The 26,156-nt window shown below is 28.9% G+C and carries 25 protein-coding genes; 1 reads left to right on the forward strand and 24 read right to left on the reverse strand.

The features are described from left to right. Window positions 1-122: 122 nt before the first annotated feature. The 24 genes from rpoC to SFBM_RS07315 form a co-directional block, all read right to left on the reverse strand. Window positions 123-3,683, reverse strand: a complete 3,561-nt coding sequence (gene rpoC / locus SFBM_RS07200) for a DNA-directed RNA polymerase subunit beta' (RefSeq protein WP_005805130.1) — start codon at window positions 3,681-3,683, stop codon at window positions 123-125. A gap of 18 nt (window positions 3,684-3,701) precedes the next feature. Next, window positions 3,702-7,403: a DNA-directed RNA polymerase subunit beta gene (rpoB, locus tag SFBM_RS07205; protein ID WP_005805129.1), complete on the reverse strand. Its 3,702-nt coding sequence runs from the start codon at window positions 7,401-7,403 to the stop codon at window positions 3,702-3,704. A 299-nt stretch (window positions 7,404-7,702) separates the two neighbouring features. Beyond that, window positions 7,703-8,062, reverse strand: a complete 360-nt coding sequence (rplL, locus tag SFBM_RS07210) for a 50S ribosomal protein L7/L12 (protein ID WP_005805127.1) — start codon at window positions 8,060-8,062, stop codon at window positions 7,703-7,705. A 24-nt stretch (window positions 8,063-8,086) separates the two neighbouring features. Beyond that, window positions 8,087-8,584, reverse strand: coding sequence for a 50S ribosomal protein L10 (gene rplJ / locus SFBM_RS07215; RefSeq protein ID WP_005805126.1), 498 nt, complete (start codon window positions 8,582-8,584; stop codon window positions 8,087-8,089). Window positions 8,585-8,746: 162 nt separating this feature from the next. Beyond that, window positions 8,747-9,433, reverse strand: a complete 687-nt coding sequence (gene rplA, locus SFBM_RS07220) for a 50S ribosomal protein L1 (protein WP_005805124.1) — start codon at window positions 9,431-9,433, stop codon at window positions 8,747-8,749. 19 nt (window positions 9,434-9,452) lie between these two features. Then, window positions 9,453-9,881, reverse strand: coding sequence for a 50S ribosomal protein L11 (gene rplK / locus SFBM_RS07225; protein WP_005805123.1), 429 nt, complete (start codon window positions 9,879-9,881; stop codon window positions 9,453-9,455). A gap of 26 nt (window positions 9,882-9,907) precedes the next feature. Further along, complete coding sequence (gene nusG, locus SFBM_RS07230) at window positions 9,908-10,432, reverse strand: transcription termination/antitermination protein NusG (protein WP_005805121.1); 525 nt, start codon at window positions 10,430-10,432, stop codon at window positions 9,908-9,910. A 21-nt stretch (window positions 10,433-10,453) separates the two neighbouring features. Next, on the reverse strand, window positions 10,454-10,648 hold the full coding sequence (gene secE / locus SFBM_RS07235; protein ID WP_005805119.1) for a preprotein translocase subunit SecE: 195 nt from the start codon (window positions 10,646-10,648) through the stop codon (window positions 10,454-10,456). A gap of 20 nt (window positions 10,649-10,668) precedes the next feature. Then, the gene (rpmG, locus tag SFBM_RS07240) at window positions 10,669-10,818 is read right to left on the reverse strand and encodes a 50S ribosomal protein L33 (protein WP_005805117.1); all 150 of its coding nucleotides are present in this window, start codon (window positions 10,816-10,818) and stop codon (window positions 10,669-10,671) included. Window positions 10,819-10,923: 105 nt separating this feature from the next. Then, the gene (gene tuf / locus SFBM_RS07245; RefSeq protein ID WP_005805135.1) at window positions 10,924-12,117 is read right to left on the reverse strand and encodes an elongation factor Tu; all 1,194 of its coding nucleotides are present in this window, start codon (window positions 12,115-12,117) and stop codon (window positions 10,924-10,926) included. 162 nt (window positions 12,118-12,279) lie between these two features. Beyond that, window positions 12,280-12,921 carry an RNA polymerase sporulation sigma factor SigH gene (gene sigH, locus SFBM_RS07250; RefSeq protein WP_005805115.1) on the reverse strand — a complete coding sequence of 214 codons (642 nt, stop codon included), beginning with the start codon at window positions 12,919-12,921 and terminating at the stop codon, window positions 12,280-12,282. A gap of 16 nt (window positions 12,922-12,937) precedes the next feature. Further along, window positions 12,938-13,489: an NYN domain-containing protein gene (locus tag SFBM_RS07255; protein WP_005805114.1), complete on the reverse strand. Its 552-nt coding sequence runs from the start codon at window positions 13,487-13,489 to the stop codon at window positions 12,938-12,940. Beyond that, window positions 13,458-14,198 (reverse strand): 23S rRNA (guanosine(2251)-2'-O)-methyltransferase RlmB, encoded by a 741-nt coding sequence (rlmB, locus tag SFBM_RS07260; RefSeq protein WP_005805113.1) that lies wholly within the window; start codon window positions 14,196-14,198, stop codon window positions 13,458-13,460. Before rlmB ends, SFBM_RS07255 begins: the two co-directional genes overlap by 32 nt. Before the next feature lie 14 nt (window positions 14,199-14,212). Beyond that, window positions 14,213-14,626, reverse strand: coding sequence for a Mini-ribonuclease 3 (locus tag SFBM_RS07265; RefSeq protein ID WP_005805112.1), 414 nt, complete (start codon window positions 14,624-14,626; stop codon window positions 14,213-14,215). A 28-nt stretch (window positions 14,627-14,654) separates the two neighbouring features. Then, window positions 14,655-16,079, reverse strand: coding sequence for a cysteine--tRNA ligase (gene cysS, locus SFBM_RS07270; RefSeq protein ID WP_007440646.1), 1,425 nt, complete (start codon window positions 16,077-16,079; stop codon window positions 14,655-14,657). A 12-nt stretch (window positions 16,080-16,091) separates the two neighbouring features. After that, window positions 16,092-16,775 (reverse strand): 2-C-methyl-D-erythritol 4-phosphate cytidylyltransferase, encoded by a 684-nt coding sequence (ispD, locus tag SFBM_RS07275; protein WP_005805109.1) that lies wholly within the window; start codon window positions 16,773-16,775, stop codon window positions 16,092-16,094. Window positions 16,776-16,894: 119 nt separating this feature from the next. Beyond that, entirely contained in the window at window positions 16,895-19,333 is a 2,439-nt protein-coding gene (locus tag SFBM_RS07280) for an ATP-dependent Clp protease ATP-binding subunit (RefSeq protein ID WP_014018070.1), read from the reverse strand. 16 nt (window positions 19,334-19,349) lie between these two features. After that, the gene (locus tag SFBM_RS07285; RefSeq protein WP_005805107.1) at window positions 19,350-20,384 is read right to left on the reverse strand and encodes a protein arginine kinase; all 1,035 of its coding nucleotides are present in this window, start codon (window positions 20,382-20,384) and stop codon (window positions 19,350-19,352) included. Beyond that, window positions 20,385-20,918 (reverse strand): UvrB/UvrC motif-containing protein, encoded by a 534-nt coding sequence (locus SFBM_RS07290; protein WP_005805106.1) that lies wholly within the window; start codon window positions 20,916-20,918, stop codon window positions 20,385-20,387. 130 nt (window positions 20,919-21,048) lie between these two features. Continuing rightward, a complete protein-coding gene (locus SFBM_RS07295; RefSeq protein WP_005805105.1) occupies window positions 21,049-21,222 on the reverse strand; it encodes a 4Fe-4S binding protein in 174 nt (57 codons plus the stop codon). A 109-nt stretch (window positions 21,223-21,331) separates the two neighbouring features. Further along, window positions 21,332-22,201 (reverse strand): PSP1 domain-containing protein, encoded by an 870-nt coding sequence (locus SFBM_RS07300; protein WP_005805104.1) that lies wholly within the window; start codon window positions 22,199-22,201, stop codon window positions 21,332-21,334. After that, the gene (locus SFBM_RS07305; RefSeq protein WP_005805103.1) at window positions 22,201-23,019 is read right to left on the reverse strand and encodes a DNA polymerase III subunit delta'; all 819 of its coding nucleotides are present in this window, start codon (window positions 23,017-23,019) and stop codon (window positions 22,201-22,203) included. The genes SFBM_RS07300 and SFBM_RS07305 overlap by 1 nt, the downstream gene beginning before the upstream one ends. 5 nt (window positions 23,020-23,024) lie before the next feature. After that, window positions 23,025-23,672, reverse strand: coding sequence for a dTMP kinase (locus SFBM_RS07310; protein WP_005805102.1), 648 nt, complete (start codon window positions 23,670-23,672; stop codon window positions 23,025-23,027). After that, window positions 23,669-25,123, reverse strand: a complete 1,455-nt coding sequence (locus tag SFBM_RS07315) for an aminotransferase class I/II-fold pyridoxal phosphate-dependent enzyme (protein WP_005805101.1) — start codon at window positions 25,121-25,123, stop codon at window positions 23,669-23,671. The genes SFBM_RS07310 and SFBM_RS07315 overlap by 4 nt, the downstream gene beginning before the upstream one ends. A gap of 79 nt (window positions 25,124-25,202) precedes the next feature. On the opposite strand from SFBM_RS07315, the gene SFBM_RS07320 reads away from it, so the two are divergent. Then, the gene (locus SFBM_RS07320; protein WP_005805100.1) at window positions 25,203-26,135 is read left to right on the forward strand and encodes a magnesium transporter CorA family protein; all 933 of its coding nucleotides are present in this window, start codon (window positions 25,203-25,205) and stop codon (window positions 26,133-26,135) included. The last annotated feature ends 21 nt before the right edge of the window (window positions 26,136-26,156 follow it).

The following is a 26,156-nucleotide window of genomic DNA, read 5'->3' on the forward strand; positions in this document are numbered from 1 at the left end:
CTAATTCTTATTAAAACTAAAATAACTCGAACAAAATAAATAAAACTTTTTACCAAATGAATTAATTATTAACTTAAGTATTTTAACACCCTAGATATATTAAGTCAATACATACAGGAATATCAAACCATAGTGTATTCAAGATTATCATCATTCCCATAATTTATTTTCATAGATCTATAATGATTCATTCCTGTCCCTGCAGGTATTAATTTACCTATTATTACATTTTCCTTTAATCCTATCAAGGGATCTATCTTTCCTTTTATTGCAGCATCAGTTAATACTTTTGTGGTTTCTTGAAATGATGCTGCTGATAAGAAAGATTCAGTAGATAAAGATGCTTTTGTTATTCCAAGCAAAACCCTCTCACATTCAGCCTCATTGAGTCCATCATCTTTAACTCGTTTATTTTCATCATTAAAATATGATATATCAACAATAGAATTCGGAAGTATTTCTGTATCACCTGCCTCCACAACTCTAACTTTTCTAGTCATCTGCTTTATTATGACCTCAAGATGTTTATCATTTATGTCAACACCCTGTAATCTATAAACTTTTTGAACCTCAGATAATAAATATTCCCTAACAGCATCTATTCCTTTTATTCTTAATATATCTTGTGGATTTATAGATCCCTCAGTAATTATAGAACCCGCTTCTATACGCATACCATTTTCAACCTTCACCCTAGATCCAAAAGGTATATCGTACTCCCTAAATTCTCCCTCATTAGATACAATCTTAACAAGTCTCTTTTTCTTAGTATTTTCAAACTCTACAATGCCATCTATTTCCGAAACTATAGCAAGCCCCTTCGGTTTTCTTGCTTCAAATAATTCTTCAACTCTAGGTAACCCTTGAGTTATATCCGCACCGACAACTCCTCCTGTATGGAATGTCCTCATTGTAAGCTGTGTACCAGGCTCACCTATGGATTGAGCAGCAATTATCCCAACCGATTCTCCTATGCTTATCTCTCTTGCAGTTGCCATATTCATGCCATAACACTTAGCACAAACACCAATTCTAGAATCACAAGTAAATACACTTCTTATTTTGACCTTCAATATTTTTTCACTTTCTTCTCTATCAGTATCTTCATTAATATCAGCTATAATTTTAGCCATACTATTAGTTATATATTGGTCTCTTTTAATTAAAATCCTATTACTTTTAGGATCTATTATATCCTCAGCTACATATCTCCCTATAAGTCTCTCACTTAAACTTTCAACAATAGAATTATCATCCTTAATCTCACTTACATAAATTCCATCAACACTCCCACAATCTTCACTTCTTATTATAACATCTTGACTTACATCAACTAATCTCCTTGTTAAATATCCAGAATCTGCTGTTTTCAAAGCTGTATCAGCATTCCCTTTTCTAGCCCCATGCGTTGATGTAAAATACTCTAAAACATCAAGTCCCTCTCTAAAAGAAGCCTTAATTGGGAGCTCTATTATTTTACCCGATGGATTACTCATAAGCCCTCTCATTCCAGCAAGTTGTTTTATCTGACTTTTAGATCCTCTAGCTCCTGAATCTGCCATCATCGATATAGGATTAAATTTATCCATACTATTCATAAGCACATCTGCTATTTTATCGGTTGTGCTATTCCAAATCTCTATAACTGAATTATATCTCTCATCTTCAGTCATCAATCCACGTCTAAACTTTTTACTCACTGTATCAACTTTTTCTTCTGATTCCCTAATTATATTTTCCTTTTCTGTAGGAACTATCATATCAGATGCAGCAACTGTTATTGCCCCTATAGTAGAATAATGATATCCCTTAGTTTTAATTTGATCAAGCATAGATGCGGTTTCAGATGGACCATGTTTTAAATAACATCTATCTACTATTTCTGTTAACTTACCTTTATTAACAAGAAAATCTATTTCAAACTCAAATAAATTTTCTTCCTTTTCCCTATCGACAAAACCCAGATCTTGAGGTATAGATTCATTAAATATAATTTTACCTACAGTTGTTTCTATTAATTTAGATTTTTTTTCACCATTTATCTCTTTCTCAACCCTTAGTTTTATCTTTTCATGTATATTTAAATACCCCAATTCAAAGGCCATTATAGCTTCTTCAGAATTCGAATAACTCTTTATATCCCTATCATTAAATGAAGGGTTATCCATAGTTAAATAATATGATCCTAATATCATATCTTGAGACGGAACACATACTGGTTTACCATCAGAAGGTTTCAATATATTAACAGCTGCTAACATTAAAAATCGAGCTTCAGCTTGTGCCTCCATAGATAAAGGTACATGAACAGCCATCTGATCTCCATCAAAATCCGCATTATAAGCCGTACAAACGAGTGGGTGCAATTTTATTGCCCTACCCTCAACTAAAACTGGTTGAAATGCTTGAATTCCCAATCTATGTAGTGTTGGTGCTCTGTTTAATAACACTGGATGATCAGTTATAACTTCCTCTAATATATCCCAAACTTGATTCATATTTTTTTCAACCATTCTTTTTGCTGCTTTAATATTATGAGCAATACCTGAATCTACTAATTTCTTCATCACAAATGGCTTAAAAAGTTCCAAGGCCATCTCTTTAGGTAATCCACATTGATACAATTTCAACTCTGGACCAACAACTATTACAGACCTTCCAGAATAATCGACACGTTTACCTAAAAGATTCTGTCTAAACCTTCCCTGCTTTCCTTTAAGCATATCTGATAAAGATTTAAGCGGCCTATTCCCAGGTCCAGTTACAGGTCTACCTCTCCTACCATTATCTATTAAAGCATCAACAGATTCTTGAAGCATCCTCTTCTCATTTCTTACTATTATATCTGGTGCTTTTAAATCCAATAATTTTTTTAACCTATTATTTCTATTTATAACTCTTCTATATAAATCATTTAAATCTGATGTGGCAAACCTTCCACCGTCTAACATTACCATAGGTCTAAGTTCAGGAGGTATAACTGGTATAACGTCTATTATCATCCACTCCGGTTTATTATTAGATTTCCTAAAAGACTCAACTACTTCAAGTCTCCTAATAACTCTAGCCTTCTTTTGACCAGTACTATTTTTCAATTCTTCCTTAAGTTTATTTGATAAACTATCTAAATCTAAATCCATAAGAAGTTGTTTTATTGCCTCTGCTCCCATGCCAACCTCAAATGAACCTTCCCCAAACTTCTCACTATATTCCCTAAAATCTTTCTCTGATAATATTTGCCCTTTTTGTAGTAAAGTAACTTCCTTCGGATCTAATACAACATACGATGCAAAATAAAGTATTTTTTCTAAAACCCTTGCCTGCATTTCAAGTAACAAAGCCATTTTTGATGGAGTACCCTTAAAATACCATATATGTGATACAGATGTTGCTAATTCAATGTGACCCATTCTTTCACGTCTAACCTTTGATTTAGTAACCTCCACACCACATCTATCACAAACAATACCCTTATACCTAACTCTCTTATACTTTCCACAGTGACATTCCCAATCTTTAGTAGGTCCAAATATTCTCTCACAAAAAAGACCATCTCTTTCTGGTTTTAAAGTCCTATAATTTATAGTCTCGGGTTTTTTAACCTCTCCCCTAGACCACTCTCTAATTTGCTCAGGAGATGCTAAACCTATTCTTATGGCATCAAAATTATTCAACTCAACCACTAATAAATCTACTCCTTCCTAATAGTCATTATCAGAAATGAATTCTTCGGCATTCATAATATCTTCTGTTAATAACACATCATCAAATTCATCTTCATCTTCATCTTCATGATAATCAGAAATTTCTGACTCAGGCGGCAACTCTCTAGCATCATCATATTTAATAGAATCTTCAAAAGATACATCTATATCATTCATTTCATCTTCTAGAGTCTCTTTAATTTCTATTTCTTCATAATTTTCATTCAAGACTTTTATATTCAAACATAAAGCTTGTAATTCCTTTATTAAAACCTTAAATGATTCTGGGACACCCGGCTCGGGTATATTTTCACCCTTAACAATTGCTTCATATGTCTTAACCCTACCAACAATATCATCAGATTTAACAGTAAGTATCTCTTGTAACATATGAGCTGCACCATATGCCTCTAATGCCCAAACTTCCATCTCCCCAAATCTTTGTCCTCCAAATTGTGCCTTACCTCCAAGCGGCTGCTGAGTTACTAGAGAATATGGTCCCGTAGATCTTGCATGTATCTTATCATCAACTAAATGAGCTAACTTTAATATATACATATAGCCAACAGTAACACGATTATCAAATGGTTCGCCAGTTCTTCCATCATAAAGTGTTAACTTACCATCCCTATCAAATCCAGCATTCTCTAAACATTCTTCAATTTCCTCTTTCGTGGCCCCATTAAATACAGGTGTTGCAACATGCCATCCTTGAGCACTCGCAGCAAGACCCAAATGAACTTCTAAAACTTGACCTATATTCATACGGCTAGGCACTCCAAGTGGATTTAAACAAATTTGAAGTGGCGTTCCATCAGGTAAAAACGGCATATCTTCTTCTGGTAAAACCCTGGAAATGACTCCCTTATTTCCGTGACGCCCCGCCATTTTATCACCAACTGATATTTTTCTCTTCTGAGCTATATAACATCTAACTAATTGATTAACTCCTGGAGGTAATTCATCACCATTTTCACGAGTAAATATTTTTACATCAACTATTATTCCTTGCTCACCATGAGGAACTTTTAAAGAAGTATCTCTAACCTCCCTAGCTTTCTCGCCAAAAATAGCACGTAAAAGTCTTTCTTCCGCAGTAAGTTCAGTTTCACCCTTAGGTGTTACCTTACCTACAAGAATATCACCTGTCCTAACCTCTGCTCCTATCTTTATTATACCATTTGAATCTAAATCTTTTATAGCGTCTTCACCCACATTAGGTATATCACGAGTTATTTCTTCCGGACCCAACTTTGTATCGCGTGAATCACATTCATATTCTTCTATATGTATAGATGTAAACACATCATCTCTAACAAGCTGTTCAGATATGAGCATTGCATCTTCATAATTGTATCCTTCCCAAGTTATAAAACCTATCTTTATATTTTTACCTAAAGCAATTTCTCCAAGATCTGTAGACGGTCCATCTGCTAAAACAGTTCCTTCTTCTACAAAATCCCCCCTATTAACAATAGGTTTCTGATTAATACATGTACCTTGATTAGATCTCTTAAACTTAAGAAGCTTATATGTATCTATTTTATTATCCAGCTCCCTCCTTACTCTTATTTCTTGAGCACTTACATAGCATACCATTCCAGCTTTCTTAGCTTTAACTAAAACACCCGAATCTATAGCAGCCTTATATTCTATTCCAGTCCCAACTATCGGTGCACTAGCCTTAAGTAATGGAACAGCTTGACGTTGCATATTAGATCCCATAAGTGCTCTAGTGGCATCATCATTTTCTAAAAAAGGAATCATGGAAGTTGCAACAGATACAATTTGTCTTGGAGATATATCTAGATAATCAACCTTATCTGATGATACTAAAAGCATACCCTCTTTACTTCTAACAACGATCCTAGAATTTAGAAATTCTCCTTCACTGGAAATAAGCTCATTAGATTGAGCTATCAAATATTGATCTTCTTCATCAGCTGTCATATATATAATTTCATTTGTAACCTTACCAGTATCCTTATCAACTTTCCTATAAGGAGTTTCTATAAATCCATAATTATTAACCTTAGCATAAGTTGCAAGTGAATTTATAAGCCCTATATTAGGTCCCTCAGGAGTCTCTATAGGACACATTCTCCCATAATGCGAATTATGAACATCCCTTACTTCGAACCCAGCTCTATCTCTAGATAATCCTCCAGGACCTAGAGCAGATAACCTCCTTTTATTAGTAAGTTCAGATAACGGATTAGTTTGATCCATAAATTGCGATAGCTGCGAACTCCCAAAAAATTCTTTAACAGCAGCTGCAACAGGTCTAATATTAATAAGATTTTGGGGAGTTATCATTTCAGGTTCGATAGACATCATTCTTTCTTTTATATTTCTTTCCATTCTGACCAAACCAACTCTAAATTGATTTTGCAAAAGTTCTCCAACAGATCTAAGTCTTCTATTTCCTAAATGATCTATATCATCTTCATATCCAATACCATTATTAAGTCCGAGTATATAACTTATAATTGAAAAAATATCATCTGTGGTTATATACTTTGGTATTAAATCATGTATATTCTTAATTAATTCTTTCTTAATTTCATCACTTGAGGAACAATTATCAAGTACAGATCTAAGAACAGGATAATAAACGTAATCATTAATGCCAACGTCACTCAAATCAAAATCTACAAATTCTTTTATATTAACCCAATTATTCCCAACAACCTTAACACACTTATCATTTATTAATAAATCCATAAAATTTATACCTGAATTTTGAATTCTATAACTACTCTCTACAGTTATTTTTTCTCCTTTTTCAACTAATATTTCCCCTGTTATAGGATCAAAAACATCGTTAAATGCGATATGATTGACAATCCTATTCCTCAATGATAATTTTTTATTAAACTTGTATCTACCAACTTTTGATAAATCATATTTCTTAGGATCAAAAAAATATTGATCTATTAAATTTTTAGCACTTTCAGGTGTAGCTGGTTCTGATGGTTTTAACTTGTCATATATTTTTATAAGGGCCTGTTCCTGATTTTCAGAATCATCCTTATTTAAAGTATTTTGCAAACGTTCATCATTACCAAAATAATTTATAATATCTTCAGAAGATGATATACCCAGAGCCTTTATAAACCAAGTTACATATAACTTTTTTTGTTTATCAATTCTAACATACAACACCTCATTAGAATCAGTTTCATATTCAAGCCAAGCACCTCGATTGGGTATAACACTCGATGAAAATAATTTTTTACCATTTTTATCAACTTCATAATTATAGTATACTCCTGGAGATCTGACTAATTGACTAACTATTACACGTTCAGCTCCATTAATAATAAAAGTTCCTTGAGGCGTCATTCTTGGCAAATCTCCCATAAAAACTTCTTGTTCTTTAAGCTCCCCAGTATCTAAATTTTGTAACCTAACCTTAACCTTCAATGGAGCGGCATATATAGCATCTCTTTCTTTACATTCTTCCATGTTGTATTTAGTAGAAGCAATATCTAATTTAAAATCAATAAATTCTAATATATGTTTACCATTGAAACTTTTTATAGGATTTACATCCGCAAAAACTTCTAATAATCCTTCTTTCAAAAACCATTCATAAGAATTTAACTGAACCTCTATAAGATTCGGCATATCAATTATATCTTTAACTTTGCCGAAACTCATTCTAGTTCTTTTACCTACCTTAAGAGGATATATCATGAATTTCACTCCTTATTTTCAAGTAAAATCACGTAAATTTATTTTAAATTACAAACACTTACACTTAACAAATTTCTATAGTACTATATAAAAAATAATAAAAATATATCTTTATTAATATTTCTACCAACTTTAAATATAAATTTACACATAAAATAATAATAAAACATATAAAATCAGACATTTATATACATTTTAAGATAGTACCACATATATCTCGCTTAGTCAACCAAACAAAATCAATAACATATGAAATTAGGAGAGGGCGAAAACACCCTCTCCTAATTTCAATAATATCATTATTTCAATTCAACAGTAGCTCCAACTTCATCTAGTTGTGACTTAATTTTCTCAGCTTCATCCTTAGAAACAGCTTCTTTTAACGTTTTTGGAGCTCCATCAACTATCTCTTTAGCCTCTTTAAGACCAAGTCCACATATTTCTTTCACAACCTTCACAACTTTCAATTTTTCTGATCCAGCATTAGAAAGTACAACATCAAATTCTGTCTTTTCCTCAGACGAATCAGCAACACTAGTTCCTACTATTACAGGAGCAGAAGCACTAACACCAAACTCTTCTTCACACATTTTTACTAAATCATTTAAATCTAACACACTCATATTTTTTATTGCTTCAATTATCTGTTCTTTATCCATAAATATCATTCCTCCTAAAATAAATCAATTTTCACTATCTTTTTTATCTTTTATAGCATTAAATACGTATACAAAATTTAAAACTGGCGATTTTATACTGCCAAGTAATTTTGATATGAGTATCTCCTTTGAAGGTATATTAGCAAGTTTCTGAAGCTTTTCTTTATCATAGTATTCACTTTCAACTACACCAACTTTAAAAGAAAATTTTTCCAATTTTTCAGAAAACTCACTTAAAATTTTAGCCGGTGCTATGATATCTCCATAACTAAATGCTATAGATGTAGTTCCTTCCAAATGTTCCAATAAAAAATCATACCCTAATTCTTCAGCTACAATTTTGACTAATCTATTTTTATATACCTTATATTCAAGATCTAAATCTCTCATTTTTTTTCTTAATTTAGTATCTTGCTCCACATTTATTCCTTGATAATTTACTAAAATTATAGACTTAGCTCTTTGAAATTTTTCCCTAATTTCACTTACTTTTTCAACTTTCTTTAACATATTTTTTGTCAAGTTAATCACACCCCCTTATATAAAAATAAAGCTCCTCTAAATTATTTAAGAGAAACCTTTGCAATCAAAATCATATAAATGCAATAACATAAATACAAACTTTCTCCTAAATAGGCGCATAAACATTATCCAATTTTTAAAACTAGACCTATTATCTCTGGATTAACTTATTTTTGAAATATTTATTCTTAACGCAGGACTCATAGTGCTACAAACTGATATACTTTTTATATACTGCCCTTTAGTTGAAACTGGTTTAGATTTTATTATAGCTGACATTATAGTATTAAAATTTTCTAGTAAAGATTCAACAGAAAAAGTTTTTTTACCAATACCAACATGTATTATAGCTGTTTTATCTATCCTATATTCTACTTTACCTGCTTTTATTTCCGAAACAGTCTTACTAATATCAAAAGTTACTGTTCCAGATTTAGGATTTGGCATTAATCCTTTTGGACCTAACAATTTTCCAATCCGTCCAACTACACCCATCATATCTGGAGTAGCAACTATTATATCAAAATCAAACCAATTTTCATTTTGTATCTTATTAACTAATTCATGATCTCCAACATAATCAGCTCCAGCATCTACAGCTTCTTTCGCCTTATCTCCCTTAGCAAAAACTAATATCTTTATATCCTTCCCTGTCCCATTAGGTAACAATACTGTACCTCTAACTTGCTGATCTGCATGTCTAGGATCGACTCCTAATTTTACATGTAATTCCACCGTTTCGTTAAATTTAGCTTTAGATATCTTAGATAAAACCTCAAAAGCTTCTTTTGGATTATAAAAATTATTTCTATCAATCAATTTTATACTTTCTAAATAATTCTTACCCATGCTATACACCTCCCTCTAACTAATTATTTTCTACCTCTATACCCATGCTCCTAGCAGTACCACATATCATATCCATAGCTGAATCAATATTAGATGCATTTAAGTCATCGAATTTCAACTCAGCAATCTCCCTAACTTTATTAATACTAATCTTTCCAATTTTAGATTTATTAGGCTCTGAAGAACCCTTCTCAAGACCTAGAGCTTTCATAAGCAACACAGCTGCAGGGGGGGTCTTCATTATAAAACTAAACGATTTATCTTGATACACAGAAATAACTACTGGTATTATCAATCCAGATTTATCTGCAGTCTTAGCATTAAACTCTTTACAAAATGCCATTATATTAACACCATGCTGACCCAAAGCAGGACCCACAGGTGGTGCTGGAGTTGCTTTTCCTGCAGGTAATTGTAATTTTATCATACCTACTATTTTTTTAGCCATAATTCACCTCTCCTATAATTATAGTTTCATAATCTATCTAATTGACAAAAATCTATCTCCACAATATTATTGCCAATAACATCTATACTTGCTTTTATTCTTTTATTTTTATTATCAACTTCCCTTATTACAACATATTTACCTTTTAAAATTCCAGATTTAATTTTAACACTATTCCCAACCTTATATAAATCATCCTGATTTTCAGCTACATACGATTCTATAAATCTTATTTCTTCTTGATCTAACGGAACAGCTTCCTTGCCTGTAGGTCCTACAAATCCTGTAACTCCTCTTATATTGCGCACTCTATACCACATTTCATCACTCATTATCATTTTTACAAATACATATCCTGGATAAACTTTTTTAGACACTTTTTTAATCTTATTACCACTTTTTTCTATAGTTTCATGTGTTGGCACAACTATTTCTAATATATAATCGTGTAAACTATTGCTTTCAATCAATTTCTCCAAGCTATTTTTAACCTTATTTTCATATCCTGAATAAGTATGTAAAACGTACCAATTGGATAATACAGTGCTCATAGATATTCTCCTTAAAATTTATCACTTAAACAATAAATCAAAAACTTTCTTCAATATTAAATCAAAAAAACCTATATAAACTATATACAAGAAAACAAATATCAAAACAATACCAGTGGTACTTTTGAATTCCTTAGATTTAGGCCAAGTAATAATTTTAAATTCATTAACAATTCCAGAAAATAAATTCTCTTTTTTGTTTTTTCTATTACTCAACTAAAACCCTCCCTACACTTCTATTTTGTTTCCTTATGAAATACATACTCTTTACAAAACTTACAATATTTTTTCAATTCTATCCTCTCAGGATCATTTTTTTTATTCTTAACCGTATTATAATTTCGTTGCCTACACACGCTACAAGCTAGTATTACATTAATCCTCATTAAATACGCACCCCCAAACTTCAACTGTAGTTTAAAGTATCATATATAATTTTATTTGTCAATAAGATCGTGAGTAAATATCTACTCACGATCTCAAAAATAAAACTATTTATTTATTTTTGAAACAACCCCAGATCCTACTGTTCTTCCACCTTCTCTTATGGCAAACCTTAATCCCTCATCCATAGCTATCGGAGTTATCAATTCAACCTCCATATCTATATGATCTCCTGGCATAACCATCTCTTTTCCTTCTGGTAATTTTATATTACCTGTAACATCTGTCGTTCTAAAATAAAATTGTGGTCTATATCCATCAAAAAATGGCTTATGTCTACCACCCTCTTCTTTCTTAAGAACATATACTTGACCTATAAAATTTGTATGTGGATTTACTGTCCCAGGTTTAGCTAATACCTGACCTCTCTCTATATCAGACCTCTGAATCCCCCTTAACAACGCACCTATATTATCTCCTGCTTGAGCTTCATCTAATAATTTCCTAAACATTTCTATCCCAGTAATTACTGTCTTGCTCTTTTCTTCTTTCAATCCTATTATTTCTACTTCCTCTTGCACCTTCAATACACCAGTCTCTACTCTTCCAGTAGCTACTGTTCCTCTTCCTGTTATAGTAAACACATCCTCAACCGGCATTAAAAAAGGCTTATCCGTAGCTCTCTCAGGCGTAGGAATATAGCTATCTACGGCATCCATTAACTCCATTATACAAGCTGTAGCATCCGTATCAGTAGGATTCTCTAACGCCTTTAATGCTGATCCCTTTATAATAGGTGTATCATCCCCAGGAAATTTATACTCATTTAATAAATCCCTTACTTCCATCTCTACTAATTCCAATAACTCTTCATCATCAACCATATCAGCTTTATTTAAAAACACTACTATATAATCAACTCCTACTCTAGAAGCCAACAATATATGTTCTCTTGTCTGTGGCATAGGTCCATCAGCTGCAGATACAACCAATATCGCACCATCCATTTGAGCAGCTCCAGTTATCATATTCTTAACATAATCAGCATGCCCCGGACAATCAACATGTGCATAATGCCTTCCATCCGTCTCATACTCAACATGCGCTGTATTTATCGTTATACCTCTCTCTTTCTCCTCCGGAGCCTTATCTATCTCGTCATATTTAAATGCTTCAGCATATCCTTTGTTTGCTAATACTGTCGTTATAGCCGCTGTCAATGTAGTCTTACCATGATCAACATGTCCTATCGTCCCTATATTAACATGCGGTTTATTCCTCTCAAATTTAGCTTTTGACATCTCTATAAATACCTCCATCTATTTAGGACTCATTAGTAGAATTTATGCAATAATATTAAAAATCGCAATATATCACTAAATTACATGAATATTACTTAAATAAATTTTAATCTATTTAAAAATAAGTGTCAACACACTTAATCTTTATATTAATTAATTTATTTAATCTTTATTAAAGCATTTTATTAATTTCCTCTTTATTCGTTGTATTGCGTTATCTATAGATTTAGGTTGTCGATCCAATAAATATGCAATTTGCTGATAACTCCTACCTATAATGTAATAATGTAAAACTACCTTTTCATATTTAGATAAATTCCTTAAAACATGTCTTTCTATCTCACTTATTTGTTCCTTATCAACAAATAAATCCTCTGGATCAGATATTTTTAATGATTCAGTAATATCTAATAATGTTTTATCAGATTCATCATCATAAATAGGTTTATTTAAAGATATATATGTATTCAGTGGTATATGTTTTTGCCTAGTGGCAGTTTTTATAGCTGTAATAATTTGTCTAGTTATACAAAGTTCGGCAAAGCATTTAAAACTAGATAATTTATCACTATTATAATCTCTAATAGCTTTATATAATCCGATTAATCCCTCTTGATATATATCTTCCTTATCTGCCCCTATAAGGAAGTAAGATTTTGATTTCAACTGTATAAATTTCTTATATTTATTAATAAGTATCTCTATCGCCTTACTATCACCTTGCTTAGCTTTATCTAAAATAAATTCCTCTTCTATATCATAATTACCATTCAAACCATCTATATCAAACGAGCTATTAATCATCTATTCACCTCTTAAGTCACTTAATCCTTCTCATATTTTCTAATTTTTGTAAAATATTATCATCTAAATTATCAATAAGTAAAAAACCTGAGTTTTTATGATTATTTTTAGTTATTTGCTTATTTATTTTTTTATCAATTCTATATACATCATTGTAAAACTCTAAACAAGACATTCTATAAGCACCTCTCTGAAAAATAATTTGCTGTTCCATATAGTCCGAGGTAACTACTATAATTTCTACTTTTTTGGCCATCTTATGTGCTATTCTCTCTATATAAGTATCTGCAAATTCATCTTTATTAGTATATATTATACTTAAATTATCGGATATATCTATCTTTCTCTCATTTGTAGAATCAGAATTATAAGCATCAAATATTAAAAACACTCTGTATCCATTAAATAGAGCATAGCTTTCTACCATACTAATAAGTTTTTCTCTAACTATGCTAAAATCTAAATCCCTACTATTTTTAAAATTCGGCCATGAATTTATAACATTGTATGCATCAACAAAAATAATTTTCACCGTATCAATACCTGCTTTGAATATTTTTAATTTCATACATTATAATACCTGCCGCTACAGAAACATTAAAAGAATCAATATTCCCGTACATCGGTATTTTAATTTTAATATCGCAGTGATTTAATAAATCTTCACCTATTCCCATTTCCTCATTTCCAATAATTAAAATTAATGGAAAATTATAATTTATATCACATAAACTTGATGTAGAATCTAAACTTGTTGCAACAATTTTAAATCCCATATTTTTAAATTTAGATAAGACATTAATAATATTATTAATCCTACAAATATTTAAATATGCTAATGATCCCATAGATGCCTTCCAAACAGTACTATTTATCCCACAGCTTCTTTTTTGAGGTATAATTACATTCTTTATTCCCATAATTTCTGCAGTTCTCAATATAGATCCTAAGTTTCTTGGATCTTGTATACTATCTAAAATTAACACAATATCATTACTATTAGTATCGATATTATCTATAATCTCGTTAATCTTAAAATATTTATATTCAGATATTTTAATCGCAATTCCTTGATGTACCCCATAATCACATAGAACATCCATATCACTATTATAAATCTCTTTTATATTTATACATTTTTTTTTAGCATACTCCAATATACCTAAAATTTTATCCTTCTTCACATTCTTACTTATATATATGCTCTCCACCTTAATTTTACTATTCAAAACTTCTTGTACAACTCTTCTTCCATAAATAATACTCTCTTTTCCCAAAATTAACCTTCTCCTTAAATTAGTTTAAATATTTCATTAAATATAAAATCCAATCTTTTAAAATTTCCAATCATGTATAAATAACCTATAACACTTTCCAATCCAGTTGCTATTTTATAATTTCCAATACCACAATTTTTAGGAATAGTTTTAATTCTACTATTCCTCCCTCTCTTAAAATAGTAAATCTCATTTTCTTTAAATATATCCTTTATTTTATAATAAATATTAGTTTGAAATTTAGCATTTACATATTTTATAACCTCTAAATGTAATTTATTAGAATCTATATGGCCAAATCTTTTTATAATATAATTCCTAAAATACATTTCATACACGCAATCACCAATATATGCCACACTCAATATATTAAAATATTTCATCTTATCTTCATCATATACATATATACCTAATATACTCCAATCCATTAATACCCCACATTTACATAAAAATAACTTATAATAAAACTGTATATATCAAATTATTATCATTTGTATCTAAAATTCTTGTTCCACCTTTTATATCTTCCAATATATACCCCTTTTTTTCTAATTCAGACCTTATTAGATCTGATTTATCAAATTGCCTTTTTTGTTTAAATTCAAGCCTCTGTATTACCATATCCTTTATATCATCTTCTAAATTTTTACAATCAACATTATTATCATCATATTCTAAACCAAAAATATCAAAAAAAATTTTAAAAATTTTAATACTTTCCATTACTTCTAATCTATTAAAACTATTTGCAAACCTATTAATATATTTAATAAATTCAAAAATTACTGATATTGCATCTGAAGTATTAAAATCATCCTCCATTTTATTTATAAATTTAGCATAATATTTTTTGATCTCATCTAAATAATTATCACTATCAGCATTATTACAAGATTTAATATTTATCAAATTAACATATGATTTTTTTATCCTAGCTAATGATTTTTTAGCAGATTCCATATGTAAATTACTAAACGAAATATTATTTCTATAATGAACTGACAACAAAAAAAATCTTATAACGTTAGGATTATAAACATTTAAAACTTCTCTAACTGTTAAAAAATTACCTAATGATTTAGACATTTTCTCATTATTCATATTCAGAAAAGAACAATGCATCCAATAATTAGCCAATTTTTTATTTCCCAATGCTTCAATTTGTGCTATTTCATTTTCATGATGTGGAAATATTAAATCCATACCTCCACCATGTATATCAATAGTATTGCCATCAAAATATTTATATATCATAGAACAACATTCTGTGTGCCAACCAGGCCTTCCTACACCCCAAGGAGAATTGTATCCAGGCTCTTCCCCCTTATTTTTCTTCCATAATATAAAATCCAACGCATCTTTTTTATTTTCATTTATTTTTATTCTAGATCCAGATTTTAATGTATTTAAATCTTGCCCAAATAATTTTCCGTAACTTCTAAATTCCCTAATAGAAAAATAAACATTTCCATCTATTTCATAAGCAAATCTATTGTCCATTAGCTCTGATATCAATTCAATTATTTCATTTAAGTAATCAGTTGCTCTAGGATTTTGAGTTGCTCTTTTTATATTTAAACTATCGGAATCAATATAATACTCCTCTATATATTTATCAGAAATTTCATATATAGTCTTATTTTCTTGTAAAGATTTATTTATTATTTTATCATCTATATCAGTAAAATTTTGTATGAAATTTACTGAGTATCCCTTGTATTCAAGATAACGTCTAACACAATCAAAAAATATAAATGTTCTAGCATTGCCTATATGAAATAAATCGTAAACAGTAGGTCCACAAACATACATATTTATAATATCTTTATTGATTGGTTTGAACTCTTCCTTAGATCTAGTTAATGTATTAAATATTTTCATTATATAACTCTCCTAAAATACTTTCTGAATCGATTCTCCAATATAAATATCTTCTCGACTTGTTATTTTAATATTAAATCTATTTCCTAAATAAAAATATGTCCTTTCTCCAATTAGATCTAGAGCACTACTCTCATCATTTATAATTATTCCATGTTGCTTTACATACTTATACGCAGAAACCAACTTACTTTTCTCAAAGCACTGAGGTGTTTGAATTACCAATAAATTTTCCCTATTCAAAGTTTTAATTTCACCATTATAATTAATTTTTATTGTATCATTAGAAGTTATATAACATGATGCGGCACCATATTCATACGCATATTTAATTGCATCATCTATACATTCTTTAGTTAAAAATGGTCTGGCAGCATCATGTATTAAAACGTACTTGCCTTTAACGATATTCAATGCGTTATACACAGAATCTTGCCTATTATCACCACCAACTACTATTGTTATTTTATTACTGTCAAAAAACCATTTATCAATTATATTTTTTTGGCAATATTCTACATAAATATCTTCTAAAACTAAATATATATTCTCTATACCCTCATTATTTAAAATACTATTTAAAGAATAATATAATATAGGTTTATCATTAATTTCCATAAATTGTTTACTTATTCCCGAATTCATACGTCTCGACCTACCAGCTGCCAAAAGTATACAATCAGATTTTTTATACATTTAACCAATCTCCAAAAGTTAATATTTAAATTAATATTTAAGTTTATTATAATCATATTTCCCACTAATTGGCAATTTTTTTTAAAATAATTAAAGATATAGTTAAAACAACTATATCTTTATGTATTTTTTATATAACAAATCTTATCATCCTTTAATATAACTTCCACACTATCATTAGCCTTAATGTTCCCTAATAATATTTGATCAGATAAACTATCCTCAATATACTTAGTTATTGACCTTCTCAATGGTCTAGCTCCATATTTTTCACTTGAGCTATTCTCAAGTATATAATTTTTAACATCATCATTAAAATTAATTATTATATTCTGATTTAATACTCTTGATTTAAAATCATCTAACATCTTATCCAATATTTTTACAAGACTCTTTTTATCTAATGGCTTAAATACTATTATATCATCTAATCTATTTAAAAACTCAGGTCTAAAACTTTTCTTGAGCTCACTCAAAACATTATCCTTAATTTTATTATAAACTTCTTCATCACCATTCTTATGATTAACAAATCCCAAAGATGAATCTTTATTAATAATATTTGCACCTATATTTGAAGTTAATATTATTATTGTATTTTTAAAACTAATTTTTTTGCCATTCGAATCAGTTAAATGACCATCTTCTAAAATTTGCAACATTATATTAAATATATCTGGATGAGCCTTCTCTATTTCATCAAATAATATAATAGAATATGGAGATCTTCTTACCTTTTCCGTTAATTGTCCTCCTTCTTGAAATCCAACATATCCCGGAGGTGATCCTATAATTTTTGATACTGTATGCTTTTCCATAAATTCAGACATATCAAATCTTATAATATTATCTTCACTCCCAAAAACAGCATCTGCTAAAGCCTTACACAACTCAGTTTTACCAACTCCAGTAGGGCCTAAAAATATAAATGATCCAATAGGTCTTTTAGGATCCTTCAATCCAACACGTCCACGTTTAACAGCTCTGGCAACAGATATAACAGCTTCATTTTGATCTATAACTCTACTCCTCAATATATCATCTAATTTTAATAATTTCTCAGACTCTGTATGTGTTAATTTCTCAACAGGTATTTTAGTCCAACTAGCTACAACAGATGCCAATTCTTGCTCAGTAAGTATAAATTCCTTATCATATTTTTCAACTTTCCACTTCTCTTTTGAATTTTCTAATCTTTCTTTAAGCTTCTGTTCTTTATCTCTAAGAGATGCGGCTTTTTCAAAATCTTCCAAAGTTATTGCTTCTTGTTTCTCCTTACCAACTTTTGCTATCTCTTCCTCTATTTCCTTAACTTCAATAGGAACCGTCAAATTTCTAACTCTTATTTTAGCTGATGCCTCATCTATTAAATCTATAGCTTTATCTGGTAAATATCTATCTGGAATAAATCTAACTGATAAACTAACTGCAAATTTTATAGCTTCATCAGTGATTTTAACTTTATGATGCGTTTCATATTTATCTCTTATACCTATCAATATATCTATAGTTTCATTTTCATTAGGTTCTCCAACAAATATAGGCTGAAATCTCCGCTCAAGAGCCGTATCTTTTTCTATATACTTTCTATACTCATCAATAGTTGTAGCCCCTATACATTGTATTTCACCTCTAGCCAAAGCAGGTTTCAATATATTAGATGCGTCTATTGCCCCCTCAGCTCCACCTGCACCAATTATAGTATGTATCTCATCTATAAATAAAATTATATTCCTAGACCTCTTTATCTCTTCCATTATTTTTTTTAATCTTTCTTCAAACTCACCCCTATATTTTGTTCCTGCAATTAAAGACGATAAATCTAAAGTTATAACACGTTTATTTTTTAATATTTCCGGAATATTGCCTTCTATTATTTTCTGTGCCAAACCCTCAATAATAGCAGTTTTACCCACACCAGGATCACCTATCAAGCATGGATTATTTTTTATTCTTCGACATAATATTTCAAGAACCCTCTGTGTTTCTGTATCTCTTCCGATAACAGGATCCAATTTGCCTTCATTAGCCAGTTTAGTAAGATCTCTACCATGCTGATCTAACACAGGAGTCGGTAGATTTTTAAGTTGTTGCTCTTTTTCATGTGGATTTTGCACATCAATTGTAACATTTAATGCATTTATAGTTTGATTCCATATTTTTACTACAGATACACCCTTTTTATCCAATATCTTATACGCAACTCCATCAGGTTCATTTATGATAGCCAATAATATATGCTCAGGTGATACGTGATTATGACCCAGTTTCTTAGCCTCATCTATGCTGCTTTCTATAACTTTTTTAGTTCTAGGTGTCAATGGTATTTCACTATTCTTTATCTCTATCTCTCCTGGAGACAATATAGTTCTAATTTCTTTAAAAATATCATCATAATATACATCAAATGAATTCAGTATCTTCTGTGCAGGACCATCTTCTCTTAATAATCCTAATAATATATGCTCTGTTCCTATAAAACCATGTCCTAATTTTAATGCATCATCACCAGAATAACTAATAACTTTTCTAGCCCTTTCAGTCAATTTTTCAAACATTAAACTACCACCTTTCTTAATTTTTATCTATTATCTCTATATTCTTAATGGAATTCCTCAAAAATTTAGCTCTCTCAATATCTCTTTCCTTAGAATTCATCTTATTATTTACATCAGATTGTAAAGATGCTGGTTGACAACCTATCAGTATCTTATTCATACAAATATTAGAGCTTAATAAGCCTTCTTCAATGCCAAATCTTATATACGATAAATATTCTAAAGCTTCCTTAGATGTTATAGAATAACAATTACCCAATATACCAACACTCCTAAATATTTTATCCTTTATCTCAATTCCGAAATCATTAAATAATGACTTTCTAACATTACATTCTTTATCTACTAATTCATTCACTATGGCATGTAAATTATTCAATATATCTTTCTCGCTCACACCTAACGTTATCTGATTAGATACCTGATAGATATTCCCATCTATCTTGCTACCCTCCCCATAAAGTCCTCTTATAGTCATACCAATTTGAGTTAAAGCCTTATACACTTTTGATATTTGATCAGTCATAGAAAGTGCAGGTAAATGCATCATAACTGATGCTCTCATCCCAGTTCCTAAATTAGTAGGACATGTGGTTAAATATCCTATCTTTTCACTAAAAGCATAATCTAGCTTTTCCTCTATAAAATCATCCAATTTCATAGCTTCATCAAATGCCTCTTTAAGATTATATCCAGAATTAAAAAACTGCATTCTTAAATGATCTTCCTCATTAGCCATTATACTAATAGTCTGATCTTCATTTATAAAACAAGCACTCTTAGTAGAAAATTTAATTAAATCATTACTTATCAAATGTTTCTCCAATAACACATTATTATCTATATAGTCTTGGTCATTCAATTTTATTTTCTTAAAACTATATTCATAACCAGATAATCCTCTTTCAATTTTATCTATCACAGCAATTGCATTATCATCATCTAATTTATGAGGAAAATTTATGCCTTTTAAATTTCTAGCTAATCTAATCCTACTGCTCAAGATAAAATTATTATAACTGTCCGATGAATTAATCCAATTAGTTAACATCTAATCTTCCTCCTTAATTTTACTTTCTATACTCCTTATACTATCTCTTAATTCTGCTGCTTTCTCATATTCTTCCGATAAAATAGCCTTTTGTAATTTATCTTTTAAAATAATCAATTCCCTTTTAATAATTACATCATATCCACATCTAGAAGGTATTTTCCCTATGTGTTCTGAACTTTTTTGAACTCTTTTTATAAAAATAGTCAGTATTTTTATAAACTGATTATAGCATTCATCACATCCTAACAAACCACTATTTTTAAACTCAGCATAAGTTGTACCACAATTCATACATTTAGAATCATTTATTTTTATTACTGATGATTGCTGATTATTATTAAAATACTCTAACAATCCTCCCAAAATATTTAAAGAAAATGCATCTTCAACATTTACCATATAATTTAAATTAAACTCTCCAAGCTCCTTTGCACATTTCTCACATATATTTAGTTCCTTTTTTATCCCATCAAAAACCTTAATTATGTGGACATTTGCTTTATACTTATTACACCTCTCACATCTATCCAAAATATCACCTCTAAAATATACTATTACTCTTATTCTTATATTATCAATATATATATCTATTTAAACATATTTTAACATAATTACTAATTTTAAAAAAATAACAGAGGGTAAATTTCCTCTGTTACCTTAACTATTCTTGGCTTATAGCACTAACAGGACATACACCTGCACAAGTTCCACAATCTATACATTCTTCTGGATTTATCTTATATCTCCCATCATGCTTTTGAGATATACACATAACAGGACAATCTGCTGCACAAGTTCCACATCCTATACACTCATCACTAATATTAAAAGCCATCAAAAATACCTCCAAAAATTATATATAATAAATTTAAATTTATCCATATATAATCTATAATACTATATTTTAACTACTAATAAAATATTTTTTGATCAATTTTAAACTTTTATAGAATATCATTTATAAAATAATTCGTATTGTTATCATTATCCCTGCTATTTTTAAAAATACACTCTTTTATATCACTAATATCTATATCTCTCACAATCTCTTCATCCTGATCAACAATAATCTTAACTTTAATTCTTTCTTTCAATATACTTAATCCTATAACTTCAGCTCTACCAAAACTAGTATCAACTATACTGCCAATCTTAGGCATATTCTTCTTTATATCATCATATGTATCCTGCTCATACTTTAAACAGCACATTAATCTACCACACATACCAGATATTTTACTTGGATTTAATGATAATTCTTGTTCTTTTGCCATTTTTATAGATACAGATGTAAAATCACCAAGAAAGGTCGAACAACATAATGTCCTTCCACAAGTACCTATCCCACCAACACTTTTAGCTTCATCTCTTACACCAATTTGTCTCAATTCTATTCTAACCTTAAAAATTGAAGCAAGAATTTTAACTAAATCTCTAAAATCAACCCTACCTTCTGCAATAAAATAAAAAATTATTTTATTATTATCAAAAGTGTACTCAACTTCAATTAGATTCATTTTTAAATTAAGTTCTCTTATTTTATCATTTGCTATACTAAAAGCTTCCTTTTCCTTCCTTTTATTTTCATAATAAATGCTCTCGTCTTCTCTTGTCGCAATTCTTATACATTTTTTTAAAGGATTGTTTAAATCCTCATCATTAACATACTTCATTCCTATAACACACTTACTATACTCAATACCTCTCGATGTTTCAACAATAACATTATCTCCAACTTTTACCTCAAATTCCTCACATGAAAAATAATATATCTTACCAACATCTTTAAATCTAGCTCCTATTACGCATCTCATCAGTCTCCTCCAATCCTAAATATAAATAACCTAAGACTTAATCCAAAATTAATATTTAAATTAACCCTAGATTTAAATTTCTCTAACTCAAAAATACTTTTATCTATATTAAAATAATTTAACAAATTACCTAACTCTAAAATATATCCTAAAAATTTATCATTAGAAATTATATCAGTATCTTTCATTTTAATATATATAAATAAATCCCTAATAAATATGTACATCATATCCGTTATTAAATCCAATTTATTTTTATATGCAACTAAACTATTAATATTTTCGCTGAAATTATTAAACTTAAACATTCTAAAATTAATTAATGAATTTATTAATAATTCATATATTTTTTCAGAATCTTCTCCACCATATATACGTCCAAAATTATTCTCGCTAGATTTTAAAATTGAATTGAAATTAATAACTATGCACCTAGATATTATTGTATCCAAAATTTTATTAATATCATTAAGAATCAATACTATAAATACATTTTTACTTTGATCTTCCAGTGTTTTTAAAATAGCATTCTGAGCTTCCACACTCATTCTCTCAGAATTACTTATTAAGACTACTTTATTTTTATGATAAATAGACTTTTTAATCACCTCAGATTTAATAAACCTAATATCATTTATAGTAATAGATTTAATGTTATTTCCCAAAAATATTATACTGTCCATAATATTTGTTTTACTTCCAATAACCCTATATGCAAATTCCAAGGAAAATTTATTTATTAACTCTATATCATCACCAAAAAAAATATATGATTGTGATAATCCTAAGTTATTAAAAATTTCATCTAATATCTTCATAATATTCAGCCTTTATATCCAATTTTATTCAGAATCTTACTGTATATCTTTTCATTTATACTTTGTATTGAAAATAAACTTTTCCCATCATCACATTCTATATTAATAAAATCATACATACTACATACATACTGAGCAGTTTTATAACACTTAATTATAAAATCATAATCTTTCTCATAGATATCTTTATTATTTCTCTTCTTTATCATATCTAAATTTATATCCAATGATAAATTCATAAAAAACGTCATATTTTCTTTAGGTAAACCACATATATCATATTCAAATTCTAACACCCATTTAAAAAACTTGTCTCTATCATCTTCATTATCTATAAGACTTCCTTGATATATTAAGTTTGAATATATATATCTATCACATAATATAAAATACCCTTCATCTATGTATCCACTCATTTCCCTCTTATATACCCCAAATCTATCTAATCCAAAAAATGTAGAAATTAAATATGGATTCAAATTATTCCCAAAATCACCATTTAAATACTCTTTAACAAACAAAGAATACTTATTACAATAATTTGGAAATTCTATTCTTATAGTTTTTAATCCTATATCATTTAATCTCTTCTCTATTAATTTTGTTTGGGTCTCTTTACCACTACCATCTAATCCCTCGAACACTATTATCATTGCTTAATATTCTCCTCTAATACTTTTAAATATTTCCCATCAAATACACCATTTACTCTACAGTTTAATTTTAAATACTCAAAAATAACTTCCATATGTTTACTTTCTATATATTCACCTCTTACAATTATAGGAGTACCTGGGGGATATAAAAATATATCATTAAATGCTACCTTTCCAACACATTTTTCTATTTCTAAAAATTCATAAGGTTTATGTAGTATTTCATAAGGCTCAAATACCTTTATGATATCTAAATCATAAATCTTAGGAAATATTTCAAATATATTATTTATATACTCATTTCCCTTAAACTCATTGATACTATAATATAATTTTTGAAAATCATTCTTTTTACTACAATAAGTTGGTATTAATACAATACCATTAAAATACGTCATCTCACACACAATCTTTTTCTTTAATAGATAATTGTATAAATCGTTAGAAGACATATTCCCATATTTAAACTTTAAACATAATCTTGAATCATCATACAGAAAATTACTATTACTTCTATTAATTATACAATTATTATCTATTCCTATTATCTCACAATCCACTAATAATTCTCTAAAATTATCACACTCATCGACATAACTATATCCTATATTTTTATATTTTACACAATCATCTAAACCTTTTTCTAAAGACATTAATATAAGATATGATGGACTAGTAGTGGTAAATATACAAAAATATTCATCTACCTTACTTATTAGATCACTCTTATTAACATGCAAATACGCTCCCTGTGTAAGAGATGCAAGAGTCTTGTGTGCACTCATAACACTAATATCACAAAATTTGTTTACACAATCAATCTTTTTATTAAAAGCCTTTATATGTGCACCATGTGCACCATCTATCAATAGTAAAATATTTCTCTTTTTTAAATAAGAATAAATTCCTTTTTGATCCACATATATCCCATAATAATTTGGATTTGTTAAAACAACACCTCTTACATTCTTATTATTTTCAATGATATTAACTATATCACTAAAAATAATATCCTTCTCATTATAATCTATAAATGAGAATTTGTCTGGCATTAATAAATCTACGTTATATTTATCTCTATTTACATATAAAACTTTAAGCTTTCTTAAAATAAGAGCATTTATAACGCTTTTATGACATCCTCGTTCAACTAAAATCGTATCTCCTTCATCAAAACAGCTAAAAAACATAATATGTATTCCACTTGTTGACCCATTTACTAAATAATAAGATTTCTTACTCTCATAAAATTTACTCAAATTATTTAACGAATCATTTATACATTCATATGGATTATGCAGATTATCAAGCCCCTCAATCTCCGTTAAATCATATTTAAATAAATTTTCTGTGTAATTATATCCATTCCCTTGTTTATGTCCAGGTGTAGTAAAAAATGAATATTCTTCACCCAAATATCTTTCTATAGATTTAATTAGTTCTCCCACATAATTCTCCTATTTTAAAAATTATTATTATTTGATATACTTCTATATATCTTAAATTTTTTATTCTAGGGGATTTTAAATGATTTGTATATATAAAACTTCAAACAATATTCTTGAAAGAATCGATAATATTGAATCTGGTTGCTGGATAAATATCGTTCAACCATCCGAACAAGAACTTCTATTCATATCAAAAAAAACAGATATATCTCTTGATCTCTTAAACGCAGCACTTGATGAAGAAGAAACTTCAAGGATAGATGTTGAGCTATCAAATATTTTAATAATAGTAGATGTACCATTTACTAGCATAGAAGAAAATTCATTAACATATGGTACATATCCTCTAGGCATAATTTCAAACGATAATTACATAGTCACTATATCTATTAAAAAAAATAAGGTTATATCTGATTTCATAGATGGTAAAATTAAGAATTTTTACACAAATAAGCGCCCTAGATTCACACTTCAAATATTAAATAAAATAACAACTTATTTCCTCCTCTATCTAAGACAAATTGATAAGAAAAGCCAACTTATTCATAACAAAATACATAAATCAATGAAAAACAAAGAACTCATACAATTATTATCATTAGAAAAATCTCTTGTATATTTTTCAACATCTCTAAAATCTAATGAAATGACCTTAGAAAAATTGCTTAAATACGATTTTATACAGAAATATGAAGAGGATAAACACCTACTCGAAGATGTTATTATTGATAACAAACAAGCCATTGAAATGGCTCATATATATGCAAGTGTCCTATCAAGTCTTCTTGAATTCTTCGCTGCACTTATATCTAACAATTTAAATATGGTTATGAAATTTCTTGCTTCTATGACTATAGTTATATCAGTTCCATCTATAATTTTTACCATGTGGGGATCAAATGTACCCCTCCCTTTTGCAAACAATCCATTTGGATTCTTAATACTTTTACTTATAGCTCTACTATTATCTTCAATAATTGCCATTATTCTCTATAAAAAAGGCATGTTTTAGTATTTAATTAAATATATCTAT

The organism is Candidatus Arthromitus sp. SFB-mouse-Japan (genome assembly GCF_000270205.1).
Classification (GTDB): domain Bacteria; phylum Bacillota; class Clostridia; order Clostridiales; family Clostridiaceae; genus Dwaynesavagella.

Coding starts and splice junctions, on each gene's coding strand:
- rpoB (WP_005805129.1), bottom strand. CDS start 7,403: ATGATATATCCTCTTAAGGTAGGTAAAAGAACTAGAATGAGTTTCGGC.
- rplL (WP_005805127.1), bottom strand. CDS start 8,062: ATGGATAAAGAACAGATAATTGAAGCAATAAAAAATATGAGTGTGTTA.
- rplA (WP_005805124.1), bottom strand. CDS start 9,433: ATGGGTAAGAATTATTTAGAAAGTATAAAATTGATTGATAGAAATAAT.
- rplK (WP_005805123.1), bottom strand. CDS start 9,881: ATGGCTAAAAAAATAGTAGGTATGATAAAATTACAATTACCTGCAGGA.
- nusG (WP_005805121.1), bottom strand. CDS start 10,432: ATGAGCACTGTATTATCCAATTGGTACGTTTTACATACTTATTCAGGA.
- rpmG (WP_005805117.1), bottom strand. CDS start 10,818: ATGAGGATTAATGTAATACTAGCTTGTAGCGTGTGTAGGCAACGAAAT.
- tuf (WP_005805135.1), bottom strand. CDS start 12,117: ATGTCAAAAGCTAAATTTGAGAGGAATAAACCGCATGTTAATATAGGG.
- sigH (WP_005805115.1), bottom strand. CDS start 12,921: ATGATTAATAGCTCGTTTGATATAGATGGTTTGAATGGTAATTATGAT.
- SFBM_RS07255 (WP_005805114.1), bottom strand. CDS start 13,489: ATGAAATTAAAAATATTCAAAGCAGGTATTGATACGGTGAAAATTATT.
- SFBM_RS07265 (WP_005805112.1), bottom strand. CDS start 14,626: ATGGATTGGAGTATATTAGGTATATATGTATATGATGAAGATAAGATG.
- cysS (WP_007440646.1), bottom strand. CDS start 16,079: ATGAAAATATTTAATACATTAACTAGATCTAAGGAAGAGTTCAAACCA.
- ispD (WP_005805109.1), bottom strand. CDS start 16,775: ATGTATAAAAAATCTGATTGTATACTTTTGGCAGCTGGTAGGTCGAGA.
- SFBM_RS07280 (WP_014018070.1), bottom strand. CDS start 19,333: ATGTTTGAAAAATTGACTGAAAGGGCTAGAAAAGTTATTAGTTATTCT.
- SFBM_RS07285 (WP_005805107.1), bottom strand. CDS start 20,384: ATGTTAACTAATTGGATTAATTCATCGGACAGTTATAATAATTTTATC.
- SFBM_RS07295 (WP_005805105.1), bottom strand. CDS start 21,222: ATGGCTTTTAATATTAGTGATGAGTGTATAGGATGTGGAACTTGTGCA.
- SFBM_RS07300 (WP_005805104.1), bottom strand. CDS start 22,201: ATGAGATGCGTAATAGGAGCTAGATTTAAAGATGTTGGTAAGATATAT.
- SFBM_RS07305 (WP_005805103.1), bottom strand. CDS start 23,019: ATGAAGATATTAGATGAAATTTTTAATAACTTAGGATTATCACAATCA.
- SFBM_RS07310 (WP_005805102.1), bottom strand. CDS start 23,672: ATGATAATAGTGTTCGAGGGATTAGATGGTAGTGGTAAAGAGACCCAA.
- SFBM_RS07320 (WP_005805100.1), top strand. CDS start 25,203: ATGATTTGTATATATAAAACTTCAAACAATATTCTTGAAAGAATCGAT.